Annotated in this window: 20 protein-coding genes and 2 riboswitches; of the genes, 6 read left to right on the top strand and 14 right to left on the bottom strand. The window is 68.0% G+C overall.

The window, feature by feature from the left end; genetic code table 11:
• Positions 1-25: 25 nt before the first annotated feature.
• The 5 genes from ACWFRB_RS00595 to ACWFRB_RS00575 all read right to left on the bottom strand — a co-directional run bounded on the left by ACWFRB_RS00595 (position 26) and on the right by ACWFRB_RS00575 (position 5,380).
• Complete coding sequence (locus ACWFRB_RS00595) at positions 26-829, bottom strand: SDR family oxidoreductase (RefSeq protein ID WP_452638042.1); 804 nt, start codon at positions 827-829, stop codon at positions 26-28.
• A 208-nt stretch (positions 830-1,037) separates the two neighbouring features.
• Entirely contained in the window at positions 1,038-2,726 is a 1,689-nt protein-coding gene (locus ACWFRB_RS00590; RefSeq protein WP_452638040.1) for a DEAD/DEAH box helicase, read from the bottom strand.
• Between the two features lie 56 nt (positions 2,727-2,782).
• Positions 2,783-4,153, bottom strand: coding sequence for a flavin monoamine oxidase family protein (locus tag ACWFRB_RS00585; RefSeq protein WP_452638039.1), 1,371 nt, complete (start codon positions 4,151-4,153; stop codon positions 2,783-2,785).
• 184 nt (positions 4,154-4,337) lie between these two features.
• Complete coding sequence (locus ACWFRB_RS00580; RefSeq protein WP_452638038.1) at positions 4,338-4,745, bottom strand: hypothetical protein; 408 nt, start codon at positions 4,743-4,745, stop codon at positions 4,338-4,340.
• 65 nt (positions 4,746-4,810) lie between these two features.
• Positions 4,811-5,380 (bottom strand): DUF1109 domain-containing protein, encoded by a 570-nt coding sequence (locus ACWFRB_RS00575; RefSeq protein ID WP_452638037.1) that lies wholly within the window; start codon positions 5,378-5,380, stop codon positions 4,811-4,813.
• Positions 5,381-5,421: 41 nt separating this feature from the next.
• Between ACWFRB_RS00575 and ACWFRB_RS00570 the strand changes: the two genes are divergently transcribed.
• Positions 5,422-5,865 carry a hypothetical protein gene (locus ACWFRB_RS00570; RefSeq protein ID WP_452638036.1) on the top strand — a complete coding sequence of 148 codons (444 nt, stop codon included), beginning with the start codon at positions 5,422-5,424 and terminating at the stop codon, positions 5,863-5,865.
• 2 nt (positions 5,866-5,867) lie between these two features.
• Here ACWFRB_RS00570 and ACWFRB_RS00565 read toward each other — a convergent pair whose 3' ends face one another.
• A complete protein-coding gene (locus ACWFRB_RS00565; RefSeq protein ID WP_452638035.1) occupies positions 5,868-7,055 on the bottom strand; it encodes a winged helix DNA-binding domain-containing protein in 1,188 nt (395 codons plus the stop codon).
• 36 nt (positions 7,056-7,091) lie between these two features.
• Positions 7,092-9,581: an aminopeptidase N gene (gene pepN / locus ACWFRB_RS00560; protein WP_452638034.1), complete on the bottom strand. Its 2,490-nt coding sequence runs from the start codon at positions 9,579-9,581 to the stop codon at positions 7,092-7,094.
• A gap of 103 nt (positions 9,582-9,684) precedes the next feature.
• Between pepN and ACWFRB_RS00555 the strand changes: the two genes are divergently transcribed.
• Positions 9,685-10,506 (top strand): acyl-CoA thioesterase, encoded by an 822-nt coding sequence (locus tag ACWFRB_RS00555; protein WP_452638033.1) that lies wholly within the window; start codon positions 9,685-9,687, stop codon positions 10,504-10,506.
• 45 nt (positions 10,507-10,551) lie between these two features.
• Here the strand turns inward: ACWFRB_RS00555 and ACWFRB_RS00550 are convergent, their stop codons facing one another.
• Complete coding sequence (locus ACWFRB_RS00550; protein WP_452638032.1) at positions 10,552-11,046, bottom strand: hypothetical protein; 495 nt, start codon at positions 11,044-11,046, stop codon at positions 10,552-10,554.
• Positions 11,043-11,408 carry a hypothetical protein gene (locus tag ACWFRB_RS00545; RefSeq protein ID WP_452638031.1) on the bottom strand — a complete coding sequence of 122 codons (366 nt, stop codon included), beginning with the start codon at positions 11,406-11,408 and terminating at the stop codon, positions 11,043-11,045. The genes ACWFRB_RS00550 and ACWFRB_RS00545 overlap by 4 nt, the downstream gene beginning before the upstream one ends.
• Positions 11,409-11,428: 20 nt before the next feature.
• On the opposite strand from ACWFRB_RS00545, the gene ACWFRB_RS00540 reads away from it, so the two are divergent.
• Entirely contained in the window at positions 11,429-12,022 is a 594-nt protein-coding gene (locus tag ACWFRB_RS00540; protein WP_452638030.1) for a TetR/AcrR family transcriptional regulator, read from the top strand.
• A 47-nt stretch (positions 12,023-12,069) separates the two neighbouring features.
• A complete protein-coding gene (locus ACWFRB_RS00535) occupies positions 12,070-12,744 on the top strand; it encodes a PaaI family thioesterase (protein WP_452638029.1) in 675 nt (224 codons plus the stop codon).
• A 150-nt stretch (positions 12,745-12,894) separates the two neighbouring features.
• Here ACWFRB_RS00535 and ACWFRB_RS00530 read toward each other — a convergent pair whose 3' ends face one another.
• Positions 12,895-13,530 carry a formylglycine-generating enzyme family protein gene (locus ACWFRB_RS00530; protein ID WP_452638319.1) on the bottom strand — a complete coding sequence of 212 codons (636 nt, stop codon included), beginning with the start codon at positions 13,528-13,530 and terminating at the stop codon, positions 12,895-12,897.
• Between the two features lie 111 nt (positions 13,531-13,641).
• On the opposite strand from ACWFRB_RS00530, the gene ACWFRB_RS00525 reads away from it, so the two are divergent.
• Positions 13,642-13,989, top strand: a complete 348-nt coding sequence (locus tag ACWFRB_RS00525) for a DoxX family protein (RefSeq protein WP_452638028.1) — start codon at positions 13,642-13,644, stop codon at positions 13,987-13,989.
• A gap of 52 nt (positions 13,990-14,041) precedes the next feature.
• Here the strand turns inward: ACWFRB_RS00525 and ACWFRB_RS00520 are convergent, their stop codons facing one another.
• The 4 genes from ACWFRB_RS00520 to mgtA form a co-directional block, all read right to left on the bottom strand.
• On the bottom strand, positions 14,042-14,710 hold the full coding sequence (locus ACWFRB_RS00520) for an AIM24 family protein (protein ID WP_077040034.1): 669 nt from the start codon (positions 14,708-14,710) through the stop codon (positions 14,042-14,044).
• 169 nt (positions 14,711-14,879) lie between these two features.
• Positions 14,880-15,557, bottom strand: coding sequence for an MspA family porin (locus ACWFRB_RS00515; protein ID WP_452638027.1), 678 nt, complete (start codon positions 15,555-15,557; stop codon positions 14,880-14,882).
• A 59-nt stretch (positions 15,558-15,616) separates the two neighbouring features.
• Positions 15,617-16,285, bottom strand: a complete 669-nt coding sequence (locus ACWFRB_RS00510) for an MspA family porin (protein WP_452638026.1) — start codon at positions 16,283-16,285, stop codon at positions 15,617-15,619.
• 80 nt (positions 16,286-16,365) lie between these two features.
• Positions 16,366-18,981, bottom strand: coding sequence for a magnesium-translocating P-type ATPase (gene mgtA / locus ACWFRB_RS00505; protein WP_452638024.1), 2,616 nt, complete (start codon positions 18,979-18,981; stop codon positions 16,366-16,368).
• Positions 18,982-19,411: 430 nt separating this feature from the next.
• Positions 19,412-19,585: riboswitch (M-box (ykoK) riboswitch) on the bottom strand.
• A gap of 246 nt (positions 19,586-19,831) precedes the next feature.
• Positions 19,832-20,005, top strand: a riboswitch (M-box (ykoK) riboswitch).
• A gap of 679 nt (positions 20,006-20,684) precedes the next feature.
• Between mgtA and ACWFRB_RS00500 the strand changes: the two genes are divergently transcribed.
• On the top strand, positions 20,685-21,569 hold the full coding sequence (locus ACWFRB_RS00500; protein WP_452638023.1) for a hypothetical protein: 885 nt from the start codon (positions 20,685-20,687) through the stop codon (positions 21,567-21,569).
• Positions 21,570-21,612 lie beyond the last annotated feature (43 nt).

Raw genomic sequence — 21,612 nt, 5'->3', positions numbered from 1 at the left:
CCTCGTCCGGGTGCACCCGTAGGCCCTAGCTCAGGTCCCACACCTTCGGCCAGTCCTTGCCGCGGTTGGCAGCGTCGGTGCCGCCGTCGATGTAGACGACGGATCCGACGAAATAGCTGGCCTCGGGGCCGAGCAGGAATGCCACGAGTGCGGCCACCTCCTCGGGCTTGCCGCCGCGACCGGCGGGGATGGTGGACAGGAAATGCTCCATGCCGGCGCCGACCAGCGGGTCCTTGCGCCCCTCCTGGGTCATCGGGGTGTCGATCAGGCCCGGCGCGATCGCGTTGAGGCGGATGCCCTCCGCGATGTATTCGGCGGATTTCGTCCTGGCGTAGTAGGCCAACGCGGCCTTGGTGGCCGGGTAGGCCTGGATGGCGCCCCATTCGCCGAACGTGGCGGCGACCGCGTTGGCACCCGACTCGTCGCCCGCAAGGCAGGCGTCGGCGAGGTCGGTCGGCCAGTTCGGTTGGTTGGTGGTGGAATTGGAGCTGATCAACACCACGGACGGGTTCTCGCCCGCGGCCAGCAGCGGGCGCAGGCCCTCGAGGAGTTCGATGGCACCGAAGTAGTTGACCGCGATCAGGAGATTCGCGGGGCGTCCTGCGGCGGCGGCAAGGCCGGCGAACGGGGCGAACCCGTCGATGCTGCCGCCGGCCAGCTCGGTCACCCGCGCGATCGCCTCCGCGCGACCCTCGGCCGTGCTCAGGTCGACGTTGACGTCGGTGTTGTGCAGGTCGACACCGATGACGCGGTGGCCGTCGGATTCCAGCCGCGCCTTGGTGGCCGCGCCGAGCCCGGAGGCGGCGCCAGTGATGACGTAGGTGGCCATGAAGTTCCCTTCGAACAGAAGATCCGATGCGATGCGGCCCGATGCCGAATCGGTCAATGGGCATGCACCGAGCGACACCCAATTGCCGAAGATATCCCCCGAGCCCAATTGCTGCGTCCAGGTTCGTCCGAATCGGAGGCTAGGTGCCGTGCCCCGACCACCGAACCGATTTGTCCCGCTGAGCGGGACCCGGATCGCGCACGTCGACTCAGTCGAACGCCCGCTCGTCGATCCAGTCGGCGTTGAACATCCGGGCGATCGACGCCAAAGCGCTGGTGTCGCCGTCGACGCTGGCGGAGGTGACCATCAGCCGGTCGACCATGGTGGTGGCCGCGGACTCCTCGACGGTGTCGGTGGCGTAGAGCAGCGACCACGGGCAGACCTGGTAGTCGCGGTGTCCGCGGCCGATGGTCTGGCGGGCGGCGATGCCGGAATACCGGGGCTGGTGAAAGAACCCGATCCGCGGGGTCGCGGTGGCCCGGCTCCCGTCGGCCAGGTGCTCGGCGGCGTGCAGGCTGATGGCGGAGGTCGTGTTGAACACGACGACCCTGGTCTCGCCGCGCTGGAACCGCAGCCGTTCGTTCTCGGCGTCGCGGCGGCCGCCGAAGATCCGGGACACCGCGATGCCCCTGTCCTCGAGCAGGTCGGCCACCGGTTCCGCCCCCGTGCTCACCATCTCCGTCGCGACCAGGCACTGATAGCCGCGTTCCACGGTCGCCGCCACCAGGTCCGCGGTGTGCGGTGCACGGATCATCCCGGCCTTCTGCCTGAACCGGATCAGCGCTGCCCGCCCACGAGCGGTGTCGGAACCGGTACGCGCGAGCTGCATCTCGCGCCGATAGTCGCCCCAGTCCATCTCGTACTGCTGCCGCTGCTCGAAGGTCAGGTCGACGCCCAGCCCGTCGATCGGGGCCTGGCCCCATGGCGCATCCCTGTGCAGCATCACCGGCGGTTCGGCGGAAGTCATCGCGTCACGCACGCGGGCGACGGCATCGGCCTGGATCCGGCCGGATGCCTTCGCGTCGGCCGCCCACTGCCAGCGACCCATGTACCGCTCCAGCGGCACCCCGAGCTCGACCAGCCGGGCGCCGAGTTCATCCCACCGCTGCGGCGGCTCACGGTGCACCTGCGCCAGCAGCGACGACAGGTATCGCCACTCGCCGGGATGGTGCCCGAGGGTCGCGGTCAGCGAGATCACGAACGGCGCCTTCTCGGGCGGGTCGAGGTGCCTGGTCACCCGCCGCTGGTAGTCGGTGCGCTGCGAGTCGTGCCGGAAGTTGTGCGCCTCGTCGTTGACGACGACGTCGAACCGGTACCGAGGCCTGCCGTTGCGGGCGATGAGCTTCTTGAGCTGGTCGGGGGAGATGATCAGCCACCGGTACCCACCGTCACCGATGGCCGCGATCGACGCACGCCAGTGCGGGATGGTGATCGAGGTCGGCCGATCCACCGTCACGAGAATCGCCTCGCCACCACGCTGGTGAGCGACGGCCTTCGCGCCGGCGATCGCACTGAGCGTCTTGCCAAGGCCGGGATCGTCGGAGAGGCAGAAGCCCCGGAACTTCGCCTCGGCCGCCCGGGCGATCGCTGCGGCCCCCTCGAGCTGTTCGGGTCGCAACTCCTTCCTGGCGGCCTCGGCGGACGGACCCCTGGTGCCGTTCAGCTCGTCCTCGACCCACTGCTGATACGAGTACGGCTTCGCCGCGTAGGGGCGGAGCTCCTCGGGCAGGCTCGGCCCGACGTAGGCGTGTGCCTTGATGCCGCCGTAGTACTTCGCACCTGGCGCGGGCGCCCGGAACGGCACCTCGAGCACCCAGATACGTTCCCCCGCACCGGCTACGGGGGAGTCGGTCTTCGTGGACTGGCGGCTGGTCTTGCGGCGGGCCTTGGCGGTCACCGGTCAACCGTAGCCACGGCCTGCGACATGTCGGCGGCGCGGGCGTGCCGAGGACTTCAGCTCCTGATCAGCCCGTCGTGCTCGGTCACCTCGCGCGCGGCCCGTTCACCGGAGCGGACGGCTCCGTCCACCCAGCCGCACATCTCCGCCGAGCTCTCGGTACCCGCCCAGTGGATGCGACCGCACGGCTCCCGGAGCGCGTGACCGAACTCCGTCAGCACCCCGGGCGGCGCGTGACTGAGCATGCCACCGCCGGAATAGCGCTCCACGCACCAGTTCTGTTCGATGTAGTCGACCGGCGAGCCGGCCTTCTGACCGAAGCGCTCGGCGAGCTCGCCGAGCACCGTCTTGCGGCGTTCGGCCTCGCCGAGCCGTCCGAGCCCGCGGGCGATCGGGCCCTCGACGATGACGCACAGCACCCCGGGCGTGGCCGCGTCGGTGCACGCGTCGATGGTGATGGTGGCGGGGGAGCCCGGTGCCGCCGACTGCCCCGACAGCCCGTCGGCGCGCCAGAAGGGCTCGTCGTACACCGCCGCGATCTTGAAGATCGCTCCGCTCGGCATCCGCTGGTGCAGGAAGGAGCGGTCGACGGGCAGCATCGGCTCGTACCGGATCTGGCTCGCGATCGCGAGCGGCACCCCGACGATCGCCCGCCGGGCACGCACCGTCATCTCCTCGGAGCGGACGGTCACGCCGTTCCCGTCCTGCGTGATGCCTCGGACCGGCTGGCCGAGATGGAGAGCGTCCCCGATCTCCGCCGCCATGGGCCGGTAGATGGCGCCCATGCCGCCGACCGGCCGCTCGTCCTCGGCCGCGTCCTTGACCCCGAGGACGAAGCCGGGGCCGCCTCCCGACGCCATCTGGTACAGCACGAAGAGGAGCGAGACCTCCGAGGCCGCGGAGGTATAGCAGCCGGCGATCGCCGTCTCGAGCAACTCGTGCGCCGGACCCGACAGGACGTTGTCGTCGAGCCACTTGGCGAGGCTGATCTTGTCCCACTCAGCGGCCTTCTTCGCCTGCCAAGGGGCTTCGAGGGGGATCGTCTTGCACATCGAGCCGAGCTCGAGAAAAACCGCGCCGAGGTTCGCCGACACCCACGGGCTCATCGTCAGGGGGACTGTGCCCTTGTAGCGGTGCTGCTTGCCGCCGACCACCATCATGGCCTCGCCGTCGGTGTACTGCTTGTAGCTCGGCACCCCGAACTCGCCCATCAACGCATAGATCCGGTCCTGACCTGGCCCTACCCAGGCGCCGCCGCGGTCGATCCAGGTCCCGTCCTCGCGCACTTCCGTGAAGGTGCGGCCGCCGATCCGGTCCCTCGCCTCGAGCAGAGCCACCGATTGGCCGGCCTGTTTGAGCCGCAGCGCCGCTGTCAGCCCCGCGAATCCCGCTCCTACAACGCAATAGTCGACGTCGACGTCAGCCATGACAGCACCCTGCGTTCACCAGATCTGCGCGCACACCCCTCGCCGGGTGCACCACTCGGCTGCACTCGCGTAGCGGGGGTCGAATACGCCTCGCATCTATGCGTACTCGCAGCGGGCGAACAGGTCAAGGGTGGCGGCACTGCGCGCGAAAGCCATTGCGGCATCGACGAAGCCACGCAGCGGACTACATACCGGGAAAGATCGGATAGACGAAGTGGGCGGGGCCGCCGCCCGGCAGGGAAGAACCGGTGGACCCCGGGAAGTCCAGCGGCAGCGGGACCAGCTTGTGTGGCGCCCCGTTCTGATCCGCCTGCCAGCAGCCCGTCAGGACGCCATGGAAAGCGGTGCACACGATGCGGGTGCTGGTCCCGAACGGCGAGGTGAGCCGGTTCTTGCTGACGAACGGGTTCCAGTAGTCGGGGTCGGTCGGGGTGAGGAAGTCCTTGGTGTCGAACGGGACGGACGGGCTGGGGTAGGGCGGGATCGGGGGCCATTCGTCCGCGGCCGCGAGGCCCGCCGATCCGAGCACCGCGGCGGCGGCGAGGGCGGTGGTCGCGGCGAGCCGCGCGGCGCGGCGGGTGACTCGGCTCATCTCGTCCTCATTCCACTGGCACTTCGGGTCAGGGCGGGTACAAGGTCACAGCCTAGGCTCCGCCGTCACCAGGTGGAGGTGAACTCGTACCAGGGGCCACCGAGATGGGTCGAGGAGAACTCCCTGCTGTCGGATTCGCTTGGCGCCCGGTTCGGCGAGTACACCCACCCGCTGACCGTGGTGAACACGAACCCGTCGGCGTCGGTGAATCGGACCTCGCCCGCCGGGCCCGACCGGACCGAGCTGATCTCGAAGCCGCCGATCTCGATGTCCACGAGCTGGCTCCCGGGTTCGGCGAGCAGCTGCCGCGCGATGCGTTCGAACTCTGGCCGCGGATCGTCGAATGTCATTGGAGGCCACAGCATTCCAACGAGGACGGCGACGATCACCACACCCGGCGCCGCCAGAATCCACCAGGACCACCGCCAATCCTCACCGACGACGAAGAGGGTACGGATCGCCCAGATCAGTCCCGCCAGCGCGAGTACCAGCAGGGCCGGGGCTCCGTAGAAGAACTGGTCGGCGCCGGTCAGATTCCCGTAGCGGGCGGGCTGCCAGTCGTAGTGGATGCACAGCAGCACCGCGATCGAGAGGACGGTCATGGCCAGCACGATCTCCGATAGCCGCCCGTTCACGGCACCGAAGGCTGTCGGTCCCCGGCGATAGCGTGACGGGCATGGCCGATCCCACCAATCCGGCGGAGGTGTCGAAGTGGGCCGACATGGCCGAATGGCTCGTCGACTCGCTCACCGACAAGCCGGTCGCGTTCATCCTGGAGATGGGCCCGAGCAACTACCTCGACAGGGACGACGAGGAGGAGGTCGTGTGCGCTCAGATCCATGTCCTTGCCGACGGTGTCCTCTTGCTCCGTCGATCACGGGTCGTACTGCGACATCTCATGTTCGCCGACCACTCGACCGACGGCCTGGTGCTCGATCGATGGCACTTTGACGACCACTTCGAGGATTGCACCGACGGTTACATCTTCAGCCGCGACACCCGCCTCGTCGCGGACACCTGCGTGACCTGGTTCCGGGACAACTGGGGCACCCGAACCACCGATGAACTCGGCTGTAGCTATGAGTTCCCCGATACGCTCCCTGTGCCGGATCGGGCCTAGCGTCAGGCGCGCAGCTTCGCCAGTGGCGAGGGGAAGCGGGGAAGCACCTTGTGTCCGTCGAGCCAGGCCGACAGCTTCTCCGCTTCGTCGTCGAAGGCGTGCCGGGCCTCGGCACCGACGTCCTCGAGCAGGTGTACCACCACCCGGCCGTCCTCGTCCTGCCACCAACCCCCAACTATCCGGCCGTCCCACCACGCCGTCGGACCGGCGTTCCCGCTGGTGTCGAACAGCAGGTCCTTGTGCGGCCCGAGGTACCAGTCCCGATCCCGCCAGCCCATCGTTGTGGGATCGAGGGCGGGCAGCAGTGCCGCCCACGGCTCGACGGGATCGTCGTGTTCCTGGTCGTTGGTCATCAGGTAGCCGGTCTGGCCCTCCAGGTCGACCGTGACGACGTCCAACTCCGACAACGCCTTCCGCACGATGGACACGGTCGACCCGAGCCACCACTTGAGGTCGGCCTCGGTGCCGGGGCCGAACGCGCGCAACCACGCCTCGATCAGCCAGGCCGCGCCCTCTGCCTCGGTGCGGCGATCGATCGGCATACCCAGCCAGGATTCGCTTGTCGCCCAACGGTTTCGTGACGCCCGCCAGGGTCCGTCGTTGGTCGCACGCACGATCCGGCCCTCCGCCGACAGCACGGTCAGCACCCGGGGACCGACCGAAACCTGTCCACCCCAGCTCCGGCCCTCGCCGTAGGTCATCGACCCCTGCAACAGCGGGATCTGATCGCGCAGCGCCGTGTACGCCATGGGCGCGCTACCCTCCAGCTCATCGAGCACCGCGTCCCCGGCCGCCCCGAGCCAGCCCGCGCCGTCCTCGAACAGGCCGGCCTTCTCCACCTCTCGGATCAGGCGTCGCCGCTCCGTGTCGGCGACCCGATTGCTGGCGCCGGCCTGGACGAACGGCAGCGACTCGCTGGGGAAAACGAACAGGGTGCGCCGCATCGCGAGGTGCTTCACCAGCGAGCGATCCTCGTACAGAGCACGTTCCAGGTCCACCACCGTCATGCCGTCGACCCTTGCCCGGGCGGACAGGAAGATCGTCGCGGGGTCGGTGCCGTGCAGGCACACCATGCTCGTCGCCGCCTCGGTCACGGTCTCGGCACGGGCCTCGGGCGCGAGCCGGTGGCGTCGGGCAAGCCGGGCGCGGCGCTGCGCCAGGTCGAACAGTATGGCGTGATCGATGGGCACGGTGTCATTGTGCCTGCTCGCGGCCGATGTGCATGGCTACCCGACCGTGGCCCGCACCCGCAGGTCCCGTGCCAGGTGGTCGCGCTGCTCGATCACCAGCCGGCGCAGCGCGTTCGGTGCGTGCGGATTCGTGGCCAGCCAGGCGTCGACCGGGCCGAGTGAATCGGTTGCGGGGAAGAGCCCCAGCACGATGCGCCGCGCGATCTCGATGCTCCGCCCCGCCCATACGTCGCCGATCGCCGCGAAGTACTCGTCGTCGTAGCGGGCGATGAGGTCGCGGCGGTCTCCGGCCCGGAAGCCGGCGATGACGGCGTCGAGGTGCTCGTTCGTCAATGACGTGTCACTCAGCGCGGACTCCCATGCGCTCGCCTTCACGTCCGCGTCCGGCCGCGCCGCCAGCGCCCGCAGGTGGGCGGTCCGTCCGGAGGCGGTGTCGTCGCCGGCGAGCTCGGCGTCCAGCTCCGCCGTGTCGGCGTGGCCGGTGGCGGCCAGCGCGGTCCACAGCGTCCAGCGCAGGTCGGGGTCGAGCGACAACCTCTCGGGTGCGGGCGCCCGGCCGTCGAGGACGGCCCCGATGTCGGCGGCAAGGCGGTCGTCGACCGTGGCCGCGGCCGCCACCGCACGCGCCCAGACGAGCTGGGCGCCGGAGCCCGGCGCGGCAGATTGTGTTGCGGCCCATGTCGCGTCGAGCCAACCGCCGCGCCACCGGTCCCGATCCGCGGTCGGCAGGTAGTGCCCGATGGCGTAGGACGCATTCGACAGCACCGCGGCGAGCAGCGCCGTGTTCGATTCCGCGGGCGCGAATGCCCGGGCCATCGTGAGGTAGCGGTCGGCGGACAGTTCACCGTCCCGGGTCGCGTTCCACAGCGCGGACCAGATCAGCCCGCGTGCGAGCGAATCGGTGACCCGATCGAGTGAACGCTCAATGGTGGCAAGCGATCCGGGGTCCAGCCGGACCTTCGCGTAGGTGAGGTCCCCGTCGTTCAGCAGACGCAGCGGAGCGGGGTCGAGAACGATCGGGGTGCGTTCGGCCACGAGATCCACCTCCACCCGATCGCGGCGGACCAGGTTGCCGGCATCGTCGAAGTCGTAGAGCCCGACCGCGAGGCGGTGCGGACGCGGATCCGTCTGGATGATCGCGTGGCCGCCGTCGGCCTCCTCGAGCGTCAGCGTCGACATCCCCGAGGTCTGCAGCCAGGCGCGCGCCCACTCCGTGAGGTCGCGGCCCGATGCCGCCGACAGTGCCGCCAGGAGATTCGCGAGGGTGGTGTTCCCGAAGGCGTGCGCTCGGAAGTAGCGGCGGGAGCCCTCGAAGAAGGCATCACGCCCGACGTACGCGACCAGCTGCTTGAGCACGCTCGCGCCCTTCGCGTAGGTGATGCCGTCGAAGTTGAGCTTGGCCGCCTCCAGGTCGACGATGTCCGCGACGATCGGGTGCGTGGTGGGCAGCTGGTCCTGCGAGTACGCCCATGCCTTGCGCCGGTTCGCGAACGCGACCCACGCGTCGGTCCACTGCGTGGCCTCGGCGCTGGCGAGCGCGCCCATGTAGTCGGCGAACGATTCCTTCAGCCACAGGTCGTCCCACCACACCATCGTGACGAGGTCCCCGAACCACATGTGGGCCATCTCGTGCAGGACCGTGTTTGCTCGGCCCTCGTACTGCGCGGCTGTCGCCGCACCCCGGAAGACGTAGGCCTCGGTGAACGTCACGCAGCCGGGGTTCTCCATCGCGCCGAGGTTGTATTCCGGCACGAACACCTGGTCGTACTTGCCCCATGGATAGGGGTAGTCGAAGTGCTCGGCGAAGAAGTCGAGGCCCTGCCCGGTCACTTCGAAGAGGGTGTCCGCGTCGAGGTACCGCGCGAGCGACGCGCGGCACAGCAGGCCGAGCGGAACCGTGAGATCTCCACGGCTCCAAGTCGATTCGAACCGGGCATAGGGCCCGGCCGCCACGGCGGTGAGATAGGTGGAGATCGGCAGGGTGGGGGAGAACTCCACCGCCTGACGGGAGTCGTCGCCCTCTCGGGTGGCGATCGGGCGATTGGACACAATCTCCCACCCGACCGGGGCCGTGGCGGCAAAGGTGAACGGCGCCTTCATGTCCGGCTGCTCGAAGCAGGCGAACACCCGGCGCGCGTCCGACGGCTCGTACTGCGTGTAGAGGTAGGTCTGGCCGTCGACGGGGTCGAGGAATCGATGCAGGCCCTCGCCGGAACGGCTGTACTCGCCGGTGGCCTCGACGACGACCCGGTTCGTCGCACGCAGATCCCGGACCCGGATGCGGGCGCCGTCGTACTCGACGGGGGCTGCCGCCCCGTTGACGGTCACCGACTCGACCGACTGACCGATGAAGTCGATCCACGTCTCGGCGGCGGTGGCGTCGAACTCGAGGGTCGTGGTCGTCGGGAAGCCCGGCCGGGAGTGATCGGGCGCGGCCAGGAGGTCGAGTTCGACGCGGTAACCGCGGACGGTGACCACCGCCGATCGGGCGGCGGTTTCGGCGCGGGTCAGGTTCGCGATGGTCACGGGTAGATCCTGCCAGGCGGGCCGCGCGCCAGGGCGGTACCGACGGCTTCTATGCCAAGCGTCATACTTGACGTCGATCCGTCATCACCTACGAGGAGTCACCGTGACCCGGACCATCGCCCCGCCGCACCCCTTCGACGCCGCCGTCGAGCTCACTCCCGCAGGTGACGGGCGTTTCAGCGGTCACACCTCCCCGGCCTACGCCAACATGGTCGGCCCGTTCGGCGGGATCACCGCCGCGACCCTGCTGCGGGCGGTGCAGCAGCACCCGGACCGTCTCGGCGATCCGCTCTCGCTGACCGTCAACTACGCCGGCCCCATCGCCGAAGGCGCATTCGAGATCTCCGCCCGGCCGGTCCGGACCAACCGCAGCACCCAGCACTGGGCCCTCGAGCTGTCCCAGGACGGGGTCGTTGCGACGACCGCGACCGCGGTGTTCGGCACCCGCCGCGAGACCTGGTCCTCCACCGAGATCGCCCGTCCGGACGTTCCTGCCGTCGATGACGTCGAGGCGGGGGCCTTCCCCGAGTTCATCGCCTGGTCTCGCAACTACGAGATGCGGTTCGTCGAGGGAGGCATCCCTACGACCGAGGCCGTCGAGCATCCCGACACGGTCTCGACGCTCTGGGTGCGCGACACCCCCGCCCGTCCGCTCGACTTCGCGGCCCTGACCGCACTGAGCGACGTGTTCTTCCCCCGAATCTTCCTGCGCCGCGGGCAGTTCATGCCCGCGGGCACGGTCTCGATGACCGTGTACTTCCACGCAGACGCGGAGGTGCTCGCCGCGCAGGCGGAGGGCGCCCTGCTCGGCACGGCCCGCGCCCAGCAGATCCGCAAGGGCTACTTCGACCAGTCCGCGGAGCTGTGGGGGCGCGACGGCGCGCTGCTGGCGACGACCCATCAGCTGGTCTATTTCAAGGACTGAGGCGGCGGACGCCGGACTCGCTCCGGCGTCCGTCCGTCCCGCGCATCACGCGAGGGTGCGCTGCTCCGCCTCGGCCAGGTCCTTCAGCGTCAGCAGCTGCTTTCGCATCATGACCAGGTCGCCGAGCGCCAGCGCCCGCGCCACCACCCACGGCGCGCCACAGTGCATCCGGACCACGAGGCGGGTTCCGCTGCCCTCGGGACGCACCGCGTAGGTGACGGATATCTTGCCGGCGACCAGCGTGATATGCCCATCGGGAACAAAGGACACCAGATCGAAGAGGGACATGAAGCGTTGCCCCACTTCGAGTTCGGTCAGCCCCGGGTCGCGGCGGCGCGGGCTGCGGCGACCGAATCGGTCGAGCAGGTCGTAGCTGTAGGGCGCGACGCGCAGCTGACACAACCAGCCGTAGACCACCTGCGGCGATGCGTCGATGCTGATGGCCCGGTCCGCCTGCACCCCGCCGAAGCCCAGCTCGTCGCACGGCAGGGGTTGACCGCGCTCGGCCTCGGTGGCGCCCCAGACGAGCCCGGGGATCATGCCACGGCCGCTATCTGGCGCAGCAGCCGACGCACGACCACCTGGTGACCGCCACTGCCGATCACCAGCGCCCGGTAGATCTTGCCGTGCAGGCCGGGGAACTCTGCCCACGACTGCGCCCGGACCCGCGTACGACCGGGGCCTTCTTCGTCGAGTTCGAAGATCAGCGCGTAACGCGAGAACCAGTGCCTACCCGACAGCGCCAACCGGGCAGGCGCCTCGGCCGCATCGATCAGGAACCCCCTCGGCGCGGTCGGGTCGTCCTGGTCCTTGCACATGACCTTCAGCAACGCCTTCCATGCCCGATCCCGATTCGTGTCGATCGTTCTGGCATGCTGGTCGATGTAGGGCAATCGCTCCATATAGAAGGAACGTACTAGTAATGGCACCACCCCGCAAGCACGACACCGATGCGATCCTCGACGCTGCGCGCACGCTCGTGCTCGCCGACGGCCCCCGCGCGGCAGGCGTCGCGGCGATCGCCGCGGCGAGTGGCGCACCCGTCGGCACGCTGTACCACCGCTTCGGCAGTCGCAACGGCGTCCTCACCGAGGCGTGGTTGCGCGCGCTTGCCCGCTTCCAAGAGCGTGTCATGGGTGTCGCCGGCGACCCGGACCCGGTCGAGGCGGGTGTCTCGATGGCGGTGGCTACCGTGCGGTTCGCTCGCGAATTGCCCGATGATGCAAAGCTTCTGCTCAACCTGCGTCCGAGCGATCTGCTCGACGGCGGCCCCGACGCGGAGTTCCGCAGTCGCCTCGACCGGATGAACGCGCCGTTGTTCGAGCACCTGCGGCGCCTGGCCCGCGACCTCCTCGGCGCGGACGGCGACCGGGAGATCGACGCCGTCAGCCGCGCCGTCGTCGACCTCCCGTACGCCGCGCTGCGCCGCCACGCCCACGCCGCCGAGCTGCCCGATTGGCTCGACGCCGACCTGGCAGCGACGGCACGCACGCTGTTGACCTCGTACCGGTGCTGACACACCCGCTGGGCGGGCATTCCGCCTGCAACCGATAACGTGTTCTCATGAACGAACAGCAGGTCGGCGGCTCGCTACCCGATCAAGAGCATCACGAGGGCGGGTTCCGGCCGATGTCCGAGCTGATCAACGCGCGCGAGGAACGCGGCGCCGACATCACCAGGGGCGGGCCGCACTACGGCGAACTCATCGAGCAGGTGCGCGGGCTGATGGACCGCGCACGGCTGGCCAGCCCCACCGATGAGCTGGCGTTGGACGCGATCGGCATCCTCAAGCAGCTCAACGACAAGTTGGACGCGGCCGTCGTGAACGAGTGGTCCACGCCGACCTGGACCCGGTTCGACCTGCCCGCCCGCGGGAACATCACGCTCCCGCCCTTCATGATCGACCACGCCGACTCCAGTGGTGTCGACGCCCGTCTCACCTTCCGCAACTACCATCTCGGCGGCAACAACGCCGCGCACGGCGGCCAGGTGGCCGTCGGATTCGACGACCTACTCGGCATGGCCGCCGCGATGCACGCCGGTTCGATCACCCGAACTGCCTCCCTCACCGTGGACTACAGATCCGTCACGCCGCTCAACACCGAGCTGAAGGTCCGTGCCTGGGCCGAACGCCAGGAAGGCCGCAAGGTCTTCGTGCGCGCCACCCTGCACGACGGCGACCGGCTCTGCGCCGAGGCACACGGCCTGTTCATCGTGCTCAAGCCCGGGCAGGCGTGAGTCGGTAGTTCCCGTCGAGGATCTTCCGGCCCGGTCCCGTTACCCGAGGGGGTGGCCCTACCGCCAGATGGTGAACTGGTTGCCGAGAGCCGCCGCGAACCCACCGCAGGACTATCGCGAGGCGCATCGCCCAGGCACGCGGCCGCCGGATCATCCGCGGGCGACGCGGAACCCGACATCGTCGATCCGGTAGGTCGGGTGGCTGCGCCGTCGGGCCGATGCCCGGCAACTCCAGTGCTCGTCGAACCAGCCACCTCCGCGCAGCACCCGATACGTGCCGTACACCTCGGGGTCGTAGAGGTCCCAGCACCATTCCCAGACGTTGCCCAGGGTGTCGTACAGTCCCAACGCGTTCGGCTGCTTCCCGCCCACTTCGTGCGGCCCGCCGTCGGAATTCTCTCGATACCAGGCGATCTCGTCGAGGGGTCCGTGCCGCGGACCGGTCGTCCCGGCCCGGCATGCGCGTTCCCACTCGGCCTCGGTCGGCAGCCGGTACCCGTCGGCTGTCGTGTCCCAGGTGACGTCGTCACCGACAACGCGGTAGGCGGCGACAAGACCGGTTTGCTCGGACATGTTGTTGCAGAACGCGATCGCGTCCCACCACGACACCCCCTCGACCGGCAGGCGCGCACCCCGGATCGCCCCGGGCCACTCACCGGCGATCTCTGCGTATTCGCCCTGGGTCACGGAAGTGGCGGCGATCTCGAAGGCCCCGACATCGACACGCCAGCTGCGGCTGGTTCGCCGATCCGAGAGGGTGACGTCCCCCGCGGGGACGGTGATCATCTTCATGGCCGGTCGACTCCTGGAAATTCGTTCATCGCGCGCTGTCACATTCTCGGCGTGGCGGCCGTCATGGTGGTGAGTCCATTCGAACCCGATGAGGAGACCAAACCGATGAACACCGCCTATGTCATCGTCACCGTCCTGGCCGCAGCGTGGGTCGGCTACTCGGCCGCTGCCGTCTTCTTCCGCGCCGGATGGGTCGTGGAGGCCCTGACCGACTACGGCATCCCCCGGTCGTGGTGGCCGTGGCTCGGTGCCGCCAAGGCCGCCGGGGCCGCGGGGCTGCTGATCGGCCTGTTCGTGCCTGCGATCGGGGTGCTGGCCACGATCGGTCTGTTCCTGTACTTCGCGGGGGCGGTCATCGCCGTGATCCGGGCACGCTCCTACGCGCACATCCCGTTCCCGCTGCTGTACCTGGCGCCGGTGCTCGTCGCCGCGGGGCTGGGATACGCGGCCTGAGCACCATCTCCCGGTCGGTACCGCGGGGCCACGGCCGACCGGGAGGTCAGGGTCAGTGCTGCGGGATGGGGTGACCCTCGGACGCCTGGACGACGACGAATCCGTTACCGGTGAGACACAACTGGTACGCCTCACCCGAGCCGCGTCCGATCGCGGCGGACATCTTCGCGGTCTTACGGATGGTCGACTGCAGCCCGGTCGACCACACCACCGCGCTCTGCATGTCGACAAAGGTGGGGGTGTCCACGTTCAGCACCACGGGGGTGCCGTAGACGTTGATCGCGAGCACACCGCGCCCGCTGAAGGTGGTGTTGAACAGCCCGCCGCTGAGCATCGACGCACCCTCTACCCGATTGATGTCCCAGCTCAGCGAGCTCTCGAAGGCGAGGACATTCGTCCCGTTGACGGTCACCGACTCGTCCTCGAGTTCGAGCAGGAAGATCTCGTCGGCGTCGCGGGCGAGGAAGACATCGCCGCTGCCGGACACCTTCATCAGCGACATGCCCTCGCCGGTGAGTGCCTTCTTGAACAGTTTGCCGAGGCCGCCGCTGCCCTGATAGGCGAAGTCGACATCACCCTGGTAGGCGACCATGGACCCCTGGCGGGCAAGGAAGTGCCCACCGGTTCCGGCCAGGTCCACCTTGAGCATCCGGGAGTTCTGGAGTACGAAAGTCCCTGGCTCACCACTACGTTCCGCGTTCTTCATCAGGTCGCTACGCATGATCCCGATGCTAGCCGAATACGAATCCGTCCGGGCGGGCCAACTCTTCGCGACAACCCACTGCGCTCCAGAATCCTTGGAACACTTACTGTTTGATTGGCCGCACGACCCCGGGGGAAGGGCGCATCGCCCTCCCGCCCGGGGTCGTGTCCGGAACCCGCCGCTTGCGTCAGCCGATGCTGAAGGGCTGGCCCCAGAGGGTGACGGTGCTCGTGACGTTCTCGGTGTCGACGGTGACGTTGACGTAGGAGCGGGCCTGCGCGTAGCCGGCGCAGCCCTCGACGCCCATGGTGGAGTCGGCCCAGGTGACGCTGCCGGTGGCGCCTTCGAAGGAGTGCTCGCCGGAGTGGGACTCGCCACCGAAGTCGTCGGCGGACTCGAGGTCGAGGATCGGGAAGCTCGCGGCCTCGCCGGGACCGATGGAGACGTTGCCCGCGCCACCGGCGGAAGGCTCGGCGTCGCCCTTCCACTCGGCGCCGATGCCGCCTTCCGCCGAGGTCTCGCCGCCGAGGGTGAGCTGGCAACCGACGATGTAGCCGGGCTCGATGGCGCCGCCCTCGGCGCCTGAACCGCCGGAGATCTCGACCTTCGCCGAGCCGGAGACCCACGCGTTCCGATGCAGGGGGGTCGCCCCCATCGACGGCGACACCGTCGCGGACTCGTCGGTCATCGTGACGGTCACCACGGTGCCGTCCGCGAGGGTCTTGGTGATCGTGCCGCCTGGGAGCGGTACGACGGTGTCGGCATTTGCGGCACCGACGGAGCAGAAGCCCAGTGCAACGGCGGCGACCGCTCCGGTGGTGGCGATACGCAGTCCGCGACGCGGGCCGGTCTTGATGTGCATCATGAATTCCTCTTTACGGGTTGATATTTCAGAGTTGTGTCTGGGCCGTGCCGTAGGCGCCCCTACCCGATGCTGAAGGGCTGGCCGTACAGGGTGGTCTTGGAGTAGTCGTTGCCGACGATCTCGACCACGGTGTAGGAACGGGCCTGGGCGTAGCCGCCGCAGTTCTGGATCTCGAGCTGGGTGTCCTGGTACTGCACCGAGTAGGTTCCGTTGCCAGTGATGTCCTTGCCCGCCACGTTCACGAACTTGACCTGGCCTGCGGAGACCGGGACCGTCAGCGAGCCGGAGACCGAGGGGCCCGACAGGTCAAGGCCGGCTCCGATGGAGCCGCCGAGGCCGTTGATGTCGACCTGGCAGCCGACGATGTAGCCGGTGCTGATCCGCGAGACCCCGTGCGTGGAGGAGTTGTTGGTGCCCTTCTCGTTGGTCGCACCGTTCGAGGGACCCGCCTCGCCGTCCTGCGAGGCGCCGGTGACATCGGCGGTGACCGTGCCCGAGACCCAGGCGGTGCGGCCGGCGGCGTTGGCGGCCAGCGACGGGGAGATCAGGGCACTCTCCTCGGTCCGGGTGATCACCGCTCCCGGCCCGGCCTTCTGCCCGTCCGGCAGCGGCACGAAGGTGTCGGCGTGTGCCGCACCGGTCGACATCAGGCCGATCGCGACGGCCGCGGTGGCGCCGATGCCGGCTAGGCGGGCGATGCGGCGCATACGAAAGTTGTTCGAGTTCATGGATTTCCTTTTGAGATTCCGAAGAACGGAGATTGATTGGACACTTGCCGGCGCCGTGCTGACACGACCACCGTTGTGGTTCACAGCCAGCCACCGAAGCGGCGGATGAACCAGATCTTGACCCCCTGAGTGAGAACGCAGTACGCGGTGAGCGTCAGAATCAGCCACGGGAAGTACGACCACGGCAGCGGAACGAGGCCCAGTGCCTGACCCCATCCGATGAACGGGAACACCAATCCGAAGACGCAGACCAGCCCGGTCGAGATCAAGACCGGCAGGGACGCCCTGGACTGGATGAACGGAATGCGTCCCGTCCTGATGATGTGCACGATCAGCGTCTGCGAGATGATGGATTCGATGAACCAACCGGACTGGAACAGCGCGGCCTGCTCGGGGGTGTTCGCGGCGAAGACGAACCACATCAGTGCGAACGTGGTGATGTCGAAGATCGAGCTGATGGGTCCGATGAAGACCATGAACCGGGTGAGGCTGCGGGTCTCCCACTTGCGCGGCTTCTCGACGAACTCGCGGTCCACCTTGTCCCACGGGATCGTCAGCATCGCCATGTCGTAGACGAGGTTCTGCACCAGCAGCACGGCCGGGATCATCGGGATGAACGGAAGCAGTGCGCTCGCGACGAGGACCGAGAACATGTTGCCGAAGTTCGAGCTCGCGGTCATCTTGATGTACTTGAGGATGTTGCCGAAGGTGCGGCGCCCCTCGACCACACCGCGCTCGAGGACACCGAGGTCCTTCTCGAGCAGGATGATGTCGGCCGACTCGCGGGCGATGTCGGCGGCGGTGTCCACCGAGATCCCGACGTCCGCCGTCCGCAGGGCCGGTGCGTCGTTGACCCCGTCACCGAGGAATCCGACGGTGTGCCCGTTCCGCTTGAGCGCGTCCACGATCCGGGCCTTCTGGAGCGGGTTGGTCTTCGCGAAGATCGTGGTCTCTCCGACGATCGCGTCGAGGTCGTCATCGTCCAAGCGGTCGATCTCCGCACCGGTGATGATGGTCCCGACGTCCAGACCGACCTTCCCGCAGACGGTTTCGGCGACCAGCTCGTTGTCGCCGGTGATCACCTTGACCGCGGTCCCGTGGGCTCGAAGCGCTTCGATCGCTGCGGCGGCCGATTCCTTCGGCGGGTCGAGGAACGTCAGGAAGCCGACGACCGTCATCTCGGACTCGTCCGCAGTCGAGTACTCGCCCCTCTCACCGGCCGAGGCGGTGGGCATGCGTCGAGTGGCGAGTGCCAGGACCCGCTTGCCGAGCCCGTTCTGCTCGGCGACGAGGCGGTCGAGGGCCGAGCGCAGGCCCGGCGTCAGCTCGTGGGTTGCGCCGTTCACCTCGACCGAGGTGCACACGGCGAGCACCTCTTCTACTGCACCCTTGGTGATGATCAGGTCGTCGGCGCCGTCGTTGACGATCACGGACATCCGTCGGCGGGCGAAGTCGAACGGGATCTCGTCGACCAGGCCGTGCTCGCGGCGGATCCTCTCGACCAGGTCGGGGCCCGCGGCCTCGATGACGGCGCCGTCGAGGAGGTTGCGCAGCCCGGTCTGGAACACCGAGTTCATGGTGGCCAGACGCAGCGTGTCGACACTGAGCCTGCCGGCCGTGTCCAGGTGCTCCTCCAGCACGATTCGGTCCTCGGTGAGAGTTCCCGTCTTGTCCGTGCACAGCACGTCCATCGCACCAAAGTTCTGAATAGCATTGAGCTGCTTGATGATCACCTTGTGCCGGGACATGTACAACGCACCCTTGGCAAGATTGGCGGTGACGATCAGCGGAAGCATCTCCGGCGTCAACCCGACCGCGGTCGCGACACCGAACAGCAGCGCCTGGCTCCAGTCCTTGGTGAGTCCGTTGATGATGAAGACCGCAGGCACCATGACGACCATGAAGCGGATCAACAGGAAACTGACCTTCTTCACCCCGATGTCGAAGCTGGTCTCGGGGCGGCCAGTGCCCAGCCCCTCGGTCATCGCGCCGAAGTAGGTGTCGTCCCCGGTATGGACCACGACCGCGGTCCCCGAGCCGGACACCACCGAGGTGCCCATGAACGCGAGGTTCCCCGCCTCGAGGATCCGATCGGGCTCGAGGCGGGCAACCGGATCGCCCGTCTTCTCTGCGGACATCGACTCGCCGGTGAGCATCGCCTGGTTGACCTGCAGGTCCTTGGCGCGCACGACTCGCATGTCCGCGGGAATCATGTCGCCGGCCGCGAGCTGGACGATGTCCCCTGGCACCAACTGCTCGATGGGGATCTCGGCGGTCACCACCGTGTCGCCAATCTGGCGGGTGGTGGAGACCGTGGTGCTCACCATCGCCTTGAGCGCCTCAGAGGCCCGCCCCGACCGGTACTCCTGCCAGAACCGCAACGACACACTGATCAGGACCATCACGCCGACCGTGCTGATCCCCATGTAGTCGGGACCCTCTTCGGGGTCGGCCAGATAGACCTCGGTGATGTACATGATCACGCCGATGAACAGCAGGATCAGGATGAACGGATTCTTGAAGGTGGCCAGGAACTGCACTATTGCCGGCGCCGGCCGGTCGTGGCGGACCTCGTTGCTGCCATGCCTGCGGCGTAGCGGGTCGATCTGGTCCGATCTCAATCCCTTTGGAGTGGTGTGCAGTTCGGCGTACACGCCCGGATAGCGCAGGCGGATGATCCCGGCGAGCGCCGCCATCTGACGGTCGGGGAGTACCGCTTGACTGTTTCGATTGGCAGTCTTGCCCGGGCTCCTCGGGGGTGAGAAGACACTGGTTTCTGACATGACAGATCTCTCGGTCGCGCACGAACTCGCTAGCGTTCGGGCACGACGAAATAAGCTCTGCGACTACGACTGTCGCGAGAATGATCGCGGCGAGAGGCCGCGCGTGGAGGTCCGGCGATGTCCGCGACTAGCGGGCGCGATGGACACCGGCGGTGAGGAATCCGGGCGAGGCCGGATATCGACTCGGCGGTTCGTCCACGGTGGTCACCTCCCGGGTTCGGATACGGGCACGTCCAGTGGGGACGAAGCTCCGCGATGGTGTGTCCACAGCACAGAAGGGCAGGATCGAGGTCGCGATGCGGCCGCTTGTGAATACCGACACGAACGAGTCGCCCTGCCGAATTCGACACCCCCACGTACGAGTTTTGGCACTGCACGACGTGTCCCACACCACTGCGGGAAGCCACTTTGGGTCACCCCTTAAGCCGGGGAGACCTGTCCTGACCTTGGGCGTCTCTCGACGTCGTGAGATCAGTGGCCTGTGTTCGTGCAGACGCCTCACCTAACGAGGTGCTGCGCCGACAGGCAATCATTGCGGGGCGGCTGATGTCAACCTGCATGCCACGGATCGCCGATCTCCGCCGTGCACCAGCGCACGCCGACGGCAACCAAGATACTCCTAAAATGTTGTGCAACTGCATATTCAGTCTCTTCAGCGGCGAAATATGCTTCGCAGCAATCTTTTCGGAAGTCGGAATGATCTTGGTGTGCCATCGCCCCTGCGGGTTGACATATATCGCGGGTGTCGGCACCATGGTCGGCGTAAGCACCTCGCTAGGCGAGGCTCCTGCATGAACACAGGCCACTGATCTGACGACGTCGACAGACGCCCAAGGTTAGGACAGGTATTCCCGGATTAAGGGTCTATCCAAAGTGGCTTCTCGATCGTATCGGGACACGTCGTGCAGTGCCGAAGCTCTGACGAGAGGGGTGCCCGACCGGGACAATTGCCGTCCCGGCGCCCTCCCCGTGTGCGAATCGACGCCCGCGTGCGTCCTGTCTGCGAGGAGGTGAGGAACGCAGTGAGTACCAGCGATAGTCCGTATCCGTCTAGGACTTTCATTTCGTTCCGAACCGGCCCCGGCACGGCGTCAGCATTCTGCGGCCTGACGTTGCAGTAGCCCACCCGGCCTCGTCGTCGACAGCACTTCCGTTGACTCGATCGAGCTCCGGCGTGGCGCCAATCAGGCAGGCACGCTTCACCTTGCCATGGGACCGGTTTCCCTCCGACAGGAGAAGACCATGGCTTTTGTTATCACGCAACCTTTTTCGACGGCGCGCCAGTCCGCGATGCTCCCTGCATTCCGACGCGCGGCCAACCGGCTGTGGGGGCGACGCAACCTGACCCCACAGGAACGCGCCAACCTGTATGCCTCACAAACACCGGTGGCAGTGATCACCGCCTCGATGGGAGGCCATCCCCACTCGAGCGGGGCTCGGCGCTGGTGACACCAGGCGGGGCCCCAGCCCTCCGATGTTGCTCGTTGTTCGGCTCCGCCCCCTCGCGGGGCGGAGCCGAAACACAATGTGACCCGCCCCACGTTTCGCTGCCTTGCACATACCCCCCGGGGGTACTAGCTTGGTCGACGAGAACACCAACGACGAGAGGCCGAGACATGAGCACCGACACGCATGGAGACCGCCGGGCTGCGCACGCCGATCACACCGCCCACCACCACGGGCATCCGGCGGCCGCGGCGCACGCCGGCCACGGTGAGCCCGACCACACCGCCCACGCACACCACACTCCGGCCGACCATCACGCCCACGGTGCGGGCGCGCCGGGAGGTCTCCAGATCACGCAGGACGGATACACACTCGACCTCGCCGAGACCATCGTCGGCAGGGGCGACGTCGACTTCCGGTTCCGCATCCTCGGCCCGGACGGCCGACCGGTCACCGACTACACCCCGATCCACGACCGGGACCTGCATCTGATCGTGGTGCAGCGCGAGCTGACCGGGTTCTGGCACGTGCACCCCGAACTTGCGGCCGACGGCACGTGGTCGGTTCGACTGAACCTGCCGGAGGCGGGGTCCTACCGCGTGTTCACCGACATCGCGCCCACACTGCTCGGGCGAACGATCACCCTTGGCGCGGATCTCGCCGTCCCTGGCGCCTACGATCCGCGACCGACGCCGAGCGAGACGCGCACCGCGGTCGTCGACGGCTACGAGGTGATCCTCGACGGAGATCTCGCTCCCGGAGACGGCGAACTGCTGACGCTCACCGTGCGCAAGGACGGCCGTCCGGTCACCGATCTGCAGCCCTATCTGGCCGCCTTTGGCCACCTGGTGGTGCTCCGAGCCGGCGACCTGGCCTACATCCACGTTCACCCGAACGGCGAACCCGGCGACGGCGTCACGGCTCCCGGACCCGACGTCACCTTCCACACCGCGGTACCCGGCCCCGGGACGTACCGACTATTCCTCGACTTCAAGCACGGAGACACCGTCCGCACCGCGGCGTTCACCCTCGCGGCCACCGCCCACCAACACTGAGAGCACGATCCCCGAAGGAGGACCCATGTGCACCTGCGGTTGT

It is taken from the genome of Rhodococcus sp. NPDC055112, from assembly GCF_053607505.1.
Note: the sequence above shows the minus strand (reverse complement) of the source record. Positions and strands in the feature narration are given on the sequence as shown.

Bases quoted from the DNA above. Each gene is read 5' to 3' on its own strand.
- ACWFRB_RS00595 (WP_452638042.1), bottom strand. From the start codon at position 829: ATGGCCACCTACGTCATCACTGGCGCCGCCTCCGGGCTCGGCGCGGCC.
- ACWFRB_RS00585 (WP_452638039.1), bottom strand. From the start codon at position 4,153: ATGGCTGACGTCGACGTCGACTATTGCGTTGTAGGAGCGGGATTCGCG.
- ACWFRB_RS00580 (WP_452638038.1), bottom strand. From the start codon at position 4,745: ATGAGCCGAGTCACCCGCCGCGCCGCGCGGCTCGCCGCGACCACCGCC.
- ACWFRB_RS00570 (WP_452638036.1), top strand. From the start codon at position 5,422: ATGGCCGATCCCACCAATCCGGCGGAGGTGTCGAAGTGGGCCGACATG.
- ACWFRB_RS00550 (WP_452638032.1), bottom strand. From the start codon at position 11,046: ATGATCCCCGGGCTCGTCTGGGGCGCCACCGAGGCCGAGCGCGGTCAA.
- ACWFRB_RS00545 (WP_452638031.1), bottom strand. From the start codon at position 11,408: ATGGAGCGATTGCCCTACATCGACCAGCATGCCAGAACGATCGACACG.
- ACWFRB_RS00540 (WP_452638030.1), top strand. From the start codon at position 11,429: ATGGCACCACCCCGCAAGCACGACACCGATGCGATCCTCGACGCTGCG.
- ACWFRB_RS00535 (WP_452638029.1), top strand. From the start codon at position 12,070: ATGAACGAACAGCAGGTCGGCGGCTCGCTACCCGATCAAGAGCATCAC.
- ACWFRB_RS00530 (WP_452638319.1), bottom strand. From the start codon at position 13,530: ATGATCACCGTCCCCGCGGGGGACGTCACCCTCTCGGATCGGCGAACC.
- ACWFRB_RS00525 (WP_452638028.1), top strand. From the start codon at position 13,642: ATGAACACCGCCTATGTCATCGTCACCGTCCTGGCCGCAGCGTGGGTC.
- ACWFRB_RS00520 (WP_077040034.1), bottom strand. From the start codon at position 14,710: ATGCGTAGCGACCTGATGAAGAACGCGGAACGTAGTGGTGAGCCAGGG.
- ACWFRB_RS00515 (WP_452638027.1), bottom strand. From the start codon at position 15,557: ATGATGCACATCAAGACCGGCCCGCGTCGCGGACTGCGTATCGCCACC.
- ACWFRB_RS00510 (WP_452638026.1), bottom strand. From the start codon at position 16,285: ATGAACTCGAACAACTTTCGTATGCGCCGCATCGCCCGCCTAGCCGGC.
- mgtA (WP_452638024.1), bottom strand. From the start codon at position 18,981: ATGGCGGCGCTCGCCGGGATCATCCGCCTGCGCTATCCGGGCGTGTAC.
- ACWFRB_RS00500 (WP_452638023.1), top strand. From the start codon at position 20,685: ATGAGCACCGACACGCATGGAGACCGCCGGGCTGCGCACGCCGATCAC.